Source organism: Burkholderia sp. 3C (assembly GCF_054589155.1).
In genome coordinates this window covers 148,918-154,137 of the sequence record NZ_BAAILN010000044.1, presented here as the reverse complement: position 1 = coordinate 154,137, position 5,220 = coordinate 148,918, and the positions used below count along the sequence as shown (strand labels likewise).

Here is a 5,220-nt window from a genome sequence, read left to right as displayed (position 1 = left end):
GAGCCGATGCGGCGAACGTGAAAAAGCCGGCGATCGCGTGCTGCGATCGCCGGCTTTTTGATTGCCGCGTGATTGTGAGGCTTGCCCGGCCGCCCCGATCGAGGCGGCCGGCCGACGCGCTTACTTCGCGGTCGGCATCGCGAATTCCGCGCCCTTCTCGATGCTTTCGTTCCAGCGCTGCATGATCGACTTCTGACGCGTGTAGAAGCGCACGCCTTCCTCGCCGTACGCATGCATGTCGCCGAACAGGCTGCGCTTCCAGCCGCCGAAGCCGTGCCAAGCCATCGGCACCGGGATCGGCACGTTGATGCCCACCATGCCCACTTCGATGCGGCGGCCGAATTCGCGTGCCACGTGGCCGTCGCGCGTGTACACCGCCACGCCGTTGCCGAATTCGTGCGCGTTGATCAGGTCGATCGCCTCGCCGAGATCCTTCACGCGCACGCAGGCCAGCACCGGGCCGAAGATTTCTTCCTTGTAGATGCGCATCTCGGGCGTGACGTGGTCGAACAGCGTGCCGCCCGTGAAGAAGCCGTTTTCGTGGCCTTCGACCTGGTGACCGCGGCCGTCCACCACCAGCGTGGCGCCTTCCTCGACGCCCAGGCCGACATAGCCCTCGATGCGCTCCACGGCCTGACGCGTGACGATCGGGCCCATTTCGGATTCGGCGTTCATGCCGTTGCCGATCTTCAGCGCGCGGGCGCGTTCGGCCAGGCGCGGCACGATCTTGTCGGCCACGTCGCCCACCAGCACCGCCACCGAGATCGCCATGCAGCGCTCGCCGGCCGAGCCGTAGCCCGCGCCGATCAGGCCGTCGATGGCGGCGTCGAGATCCGCGTCGGGCATCACCACCATGTGGTTCTTCGCGCCGCCCAGGGCCTGCACGCGCTTGCCGTTCTTCGCGCCGGTTTCGTAAATGTAGTTGGCGATCGGCGTGGAGCCGACGAAGCTGACGGCCTTCACGTCGCGATGCTGGAGCAGCGCGTCGACCACTTCCTTGTCGCCCTGCACGACGTTGAACACGCCGTCCGGCAGGCCGGCTTCCTTGAACAGCGCGCCCATGAACAGCGAGGCCGACGGATCGCGCTCGCTCGGTTTCAGGATGAACGTGTTGCCGGCGGCGATCGCGACCGGGAACATCCAGCACGGCACCATGCACGGGAAGTTGAACGGCGTGATGCCGGCCACCACGCCGAGCGCCTGGCGGGTGGTCCAGTTGTCGATGCCGGTGGAGACCTGCTCGGTGTAGTCGCCTTTGAGCAGTTGCGGGATGCCGCAGGCGAATTCGATCACGTCGATGCCGCGCGAGACTTCGCCCTGCGCATCGCTGAACACCTTGCCGTGCTCGGCCACGATGATCGCGGCCAGCTCGTCGCGGCGCTGGTTCATCAGTTCGAGGAAGCGCAGCATGACGCGCGCGCGGCGGATCGCCGGCGTGTTGCTCCAGCCCGCGAACGCGCGCTTGGCCGATTCGACGGCCGCATCGACATCGCGGGTGTCGCCCAGGCGCAGCGTGCGGGCCACCTCGCCGGTGGCCGGGTTGTAGACGGCCTGCGTGCGCGTGCCGTGGCTGGCGGTGCGCTGGCCGTCGATGAAGTGTTCGACGTCGGTGCGGTCGGTGTACGGATTCATGGGCTCCTCCTGGGTGGATTGCCGGGCGTGGCCGGTCAGTGCTGTGCAGTGTAGGAGCCGCGCCGCCCGATGGATATACACTGCCGATGAAATCATTGTTTAAATTTCTGAACAATCACGCGATGAACATCGACCAAATCGAGAGCCTGTGGGCTCATCTGCACTGGCTCACGGTGCTGGCCGACCAGGGCAGCTACACGGGCGCGGCCGGGCGGCTCGGCGTCAGCAAGGCCGCCGTCAGCCTGAAGATCGCCGAGCTGGAGCGCGCCGCCGGCGTGCCGCTGGTGCAGCGCACCACGCGCAGCGTGCGGCTGACCGAGGCGGGGCTGCGGCTGGTGGAGGAAACCCGGCCGCTCTACGAACGCATCGCGCAGAGCTTCTCGGGCGTGCGCGACACGGCCGAGGTGGTGCGCGGCAGCCTGCGCGTGAGCGCGCCGGTGGCGCTGGCGCGTCAGCATCTGGCGCCGCGCCTGGCCGAATTCAGCCGCCGCCACCCGGAGGCGCGCGTGCAGCTCGACGTGTCGGATCGGCTCGTGTCGCTCGCCACCGAGGGCTTCGATCTGGCGATTCGCCACAGCGCCGCCGCGCCCGATACGCACGTGGCCTGGAAGCTGTGCCGCACGGTGTCGGTGCTGGTGGCCACGCCCGGTTATCTGGCGAAGCGCGGCGCGCCGGCCCGGCCCGAGGATCTGGTCGGACACGATTGCCTCTATTACCCGCGCAGCCATGGGTCGACGGCCTGGAGCTTCGAGCGGGCCGGCACGCGCCGCACGCGCGCGGCGCGCGTCACCACGCCGATCGCCGGGCCGCTGTGCGCCAACAACAGCGAGGTGCTGCGCGATGCGGCGCTCGACGATCTCGGCATCGCGCTGCTGCCCGATTTCTCGGCCGTGGCCGCGCTGCGCGCCGGCACGCTGGTGCGCGTGCTGCCCGAATGGCGGCCGGTGGGCGTGTTCGCCGAGCAATTGCTGGCGGTGCGTCCTTATGCGACGCATGTGCCGCGCGTGGTGACGGCGTTTGTCGCGTATCTGCGCGAGGCGTTCGCGCCGGGTTTCGGGGTGGCGGCGGAGGGGGAAGCGAGGGAGGGCCGGGACGCCAGGGAAGCGGAGGGCGACGCGAAGGGCGCCAAGGAGGCGAAGGGCAGCAAGGATGACGCGAAGGGTGCCAAGGAGGCGAAGGGCGCCAAGGCCGACGCCAAGGAAGGCAAGGAGGCCAAGGAAGCCAGGAACGCGAAATACGCCAAACGCGCCGCCCCCCGTGCCTGAAATGGCGAGGGGCGCACCGCGATCCTGCGCGGTGCGCCCCTCAAGCTCGTCAGATCAAGGTCGGGCCCCCGTTCCATCGCGCAGGCCGTCCGTTCAACTGCGCGTCGGCGGCGGCGCGTCGAGCGGCGAGCCGGCCGCCTGGCCCGATTCCTTGTCGGCGGGCGTGTCGGGATCGGCGTCGGGCGGAATCGCGCCGTCGTGCGATTCGCGCGTCAGCACGTTGCGCTGCGGGTTGGCGATGCGGATGCCGCGCTCGCGGAACGTCTCGGCGATGCGGCGGTTGAATTCGCGCTGCACGCCCCAGCGCGTGGTGTCCTTGCACTGGATCTGCCCCGACAGCGCGATCGACGCGCCGTCCACCGAATCGACGCCCCAATAGCTGAAGTCCGACAGGATGCCGTCCTTGTATTGCGGATCGACGCGCAACGCCGCGCCGATCTCCTTGAGCGTGGCCACGGCCGCGTCGAGATCCTCGCCGTACTGCACGCTGACCTTGACCGCCGCGTTGCCCAGCCCGCGATTGGTGTTGTTGACGGTGGATACCGAGCTGAACGGCACGGTGTGCAGCGAGCCGTCGCCGGCGCGCAGCCGCACGGTGCGGATCGACAGGTATTCCACCGTGCCCGACACGCCCGCCAGCGTGACCCAGTCGCCCACCTGCATGGCGTTTTCCATCAGCAGGAAGATGCCGGTGATGAAATCCTGCACCAGCTTTTGCGAGCCGAAGCCGAGCGCCACGCCGAAGATGCTCGCGCCGGCCAGCAGCGGCCCGACGTTGACGCCCAGTTCGGACAGGCCGGTCAGCACCACCACCAGCATGATCAGGATGAACAGCAGCGAGCGCAGCATCGGCAGCAGCGTGCGCAGGCGCGCGGCGCGCACCAGGTTGCCCTGCCGGGTCCAGCTGTCGAGGCGGCGCTCGATGCCGATGTTGGCCGCCTCCCACACGAACAGCGCCACCACCGCCGCGATCGCGATCGTCACCAGCGCCGAGGCGAGCCGGTGGACGATGGTGCCCGATTCGAACGCGCGCAGCACCGGCACGCCCCAGATCTGCAGCAGCGCGATGATCGTCACGACGGCCACCACGCCCGAGACGATCTGGCGCAGCAGCGGATAGTAGCGGTACGCATGGCGATGTACCACCGTACCGCTGTCGGCGTCGCGCCGCTCGAACAGCCGGGCCAGCGCGCCGAACACCAGAATCGCGACGATCCGCATGCCGATCATGACGGCGATCGAGCGGCCGCCGAGCGAGATCAGGACGTGATAGCCGTTGTGCACGTCGAGCGCCCAGACGAACCACAGCGCCATCACCACGAACACCGTGACGGGCGCCCAGGCATCGGCCAGCGCGTTGCCGAGCAGCGCCAGAGAAGGCTGCCCGGCGCAGTGCGCGCGAATCCGCGCGGCCACCGGCCGGCTGCATTGCAGGATCAGGATCGACACCATGACGTGGCCGATCAGCGCCACCGCCTTGAGCAGCGCCAGATGCCCGGCCTCGCTGAGGCCGAAGCTCGCGGCGGTTTCCACCGCGGCCGCGCAGCCGCCCACCACCAGCCCGATGCGGCGAATCCAGTGCTGCGTGAACGCGGCCCAGCGATCGTCGATATGGAGCAGGCGCAGTTGCGGCGCATCGGGCTGGAAGAACAGCCGCGAGACGATCGCCACCATCCGGCAGATCACGTAGATGTCGATCAGCGAACTGACCGCATTGGCGGGCGGCGTGTCGTCGTCGGTCAGCGCCGACATCGTCAGCGTGGCCACGCCGACGAACACCAGCACCGGCACCGAGCGCAGCGCCAGGCTGATCAGCGCGCGCGGCATGCGGCGCAGCGCCGAACTGTGGCGCAGCGCGTGGCCGCGCCCTCGGCTGGCGTGGGCGATGTGCTGCGGGTCGAGCGAGGCGTCGGCGGCGGTGGCGGACACGTCGGCATCGTTGGCGCCGAGCGCGGCGCGGTCCGCCTGCGCGCGCGCTTCGACGCGAGCTTCGGCCTGCGCCTCGGCGGCTGCGCCGGAGGCGTTCGAGGCCGCGGTGCTGTTTGCGCTGTCGGCTTCGTCGTCGTGAGGGTCGTGGCCCGCGCGGCGTGCGGCGAGCGCGGCCAGCGCACGCCGCAGCAGCCGGCGCGCCAGCCATTCGACCGCGAGCGCCGGCAGCAGCGCCGCGAGGATCAGCTTCAGGAAATCGAGGAATTCGGCGCGCTCGGTGCCGTGCGTGAGCTTGGCATGCCACCAACTGCCGACCGAGCCGATGTCGAGCAGCGAATGCATCGAATCGCGCAGCGCGCCGCCGATCTGCGCGGCCCAATGCGCGCCCTGGCGC

2 protein-coding genes and 1 pseudogene are annotated in these 5,220 nt (G+C 69.6%); 1 reads left to right on the top strand and 2 read right to left on the bottom strand.

Annotation, left to right across the window (positions count from 1 at the left end):
- Positions 1 to 120: 120 nt before the first annotated feature.
- Complete coding sequence (locus ACYP33_RS07110; RefSeq protein ID WP_414444464.1) at positions 121 to 1,632, bottom strand: CoA-acylating methylmalonate-semialdehyde dehydrogenase; 1,512 nt, start codon at positions 1,630 to 1,632, stop codon at positions 121 to 123.
- Positions 1,633 to 1,754: 122 nt separating this feature from the next.
- Here ACYP33_RS07110 and ACYP33_RS07105 point away from each other — a divergent pair.
- A pseudogene (locus ACYP33_RS07105) lies at positions 1,755 to 2,687 on the top strand (LysR family transcriptional regulator); the annotation flags it as partial.
- A 303-nt stretch (positions 2,688 to 2,990) separates the two neighbouring features.
- Here ACYP33_RS07105 and ACYP33_RS07100 read toward each other — a convergent pair.
- On the bottom strand, positions 2,991 to 5,220 hold a 2,230-nt coding region (locus tag ACYP33_RS07100; protein WP_459620635.1), incomplete at its 5' end, for a mechanosensitive ion channel family protein.

Excerpts from the sequence above, each read along its gene's own strand:
- ACYP33_RS07110 (WP_414444464.1), bottom strand. The coding sequence starts at position 1,632 with ATGAATCCGTACACCGACCGCACCGACGTCGAACACTTCATCGACGGC.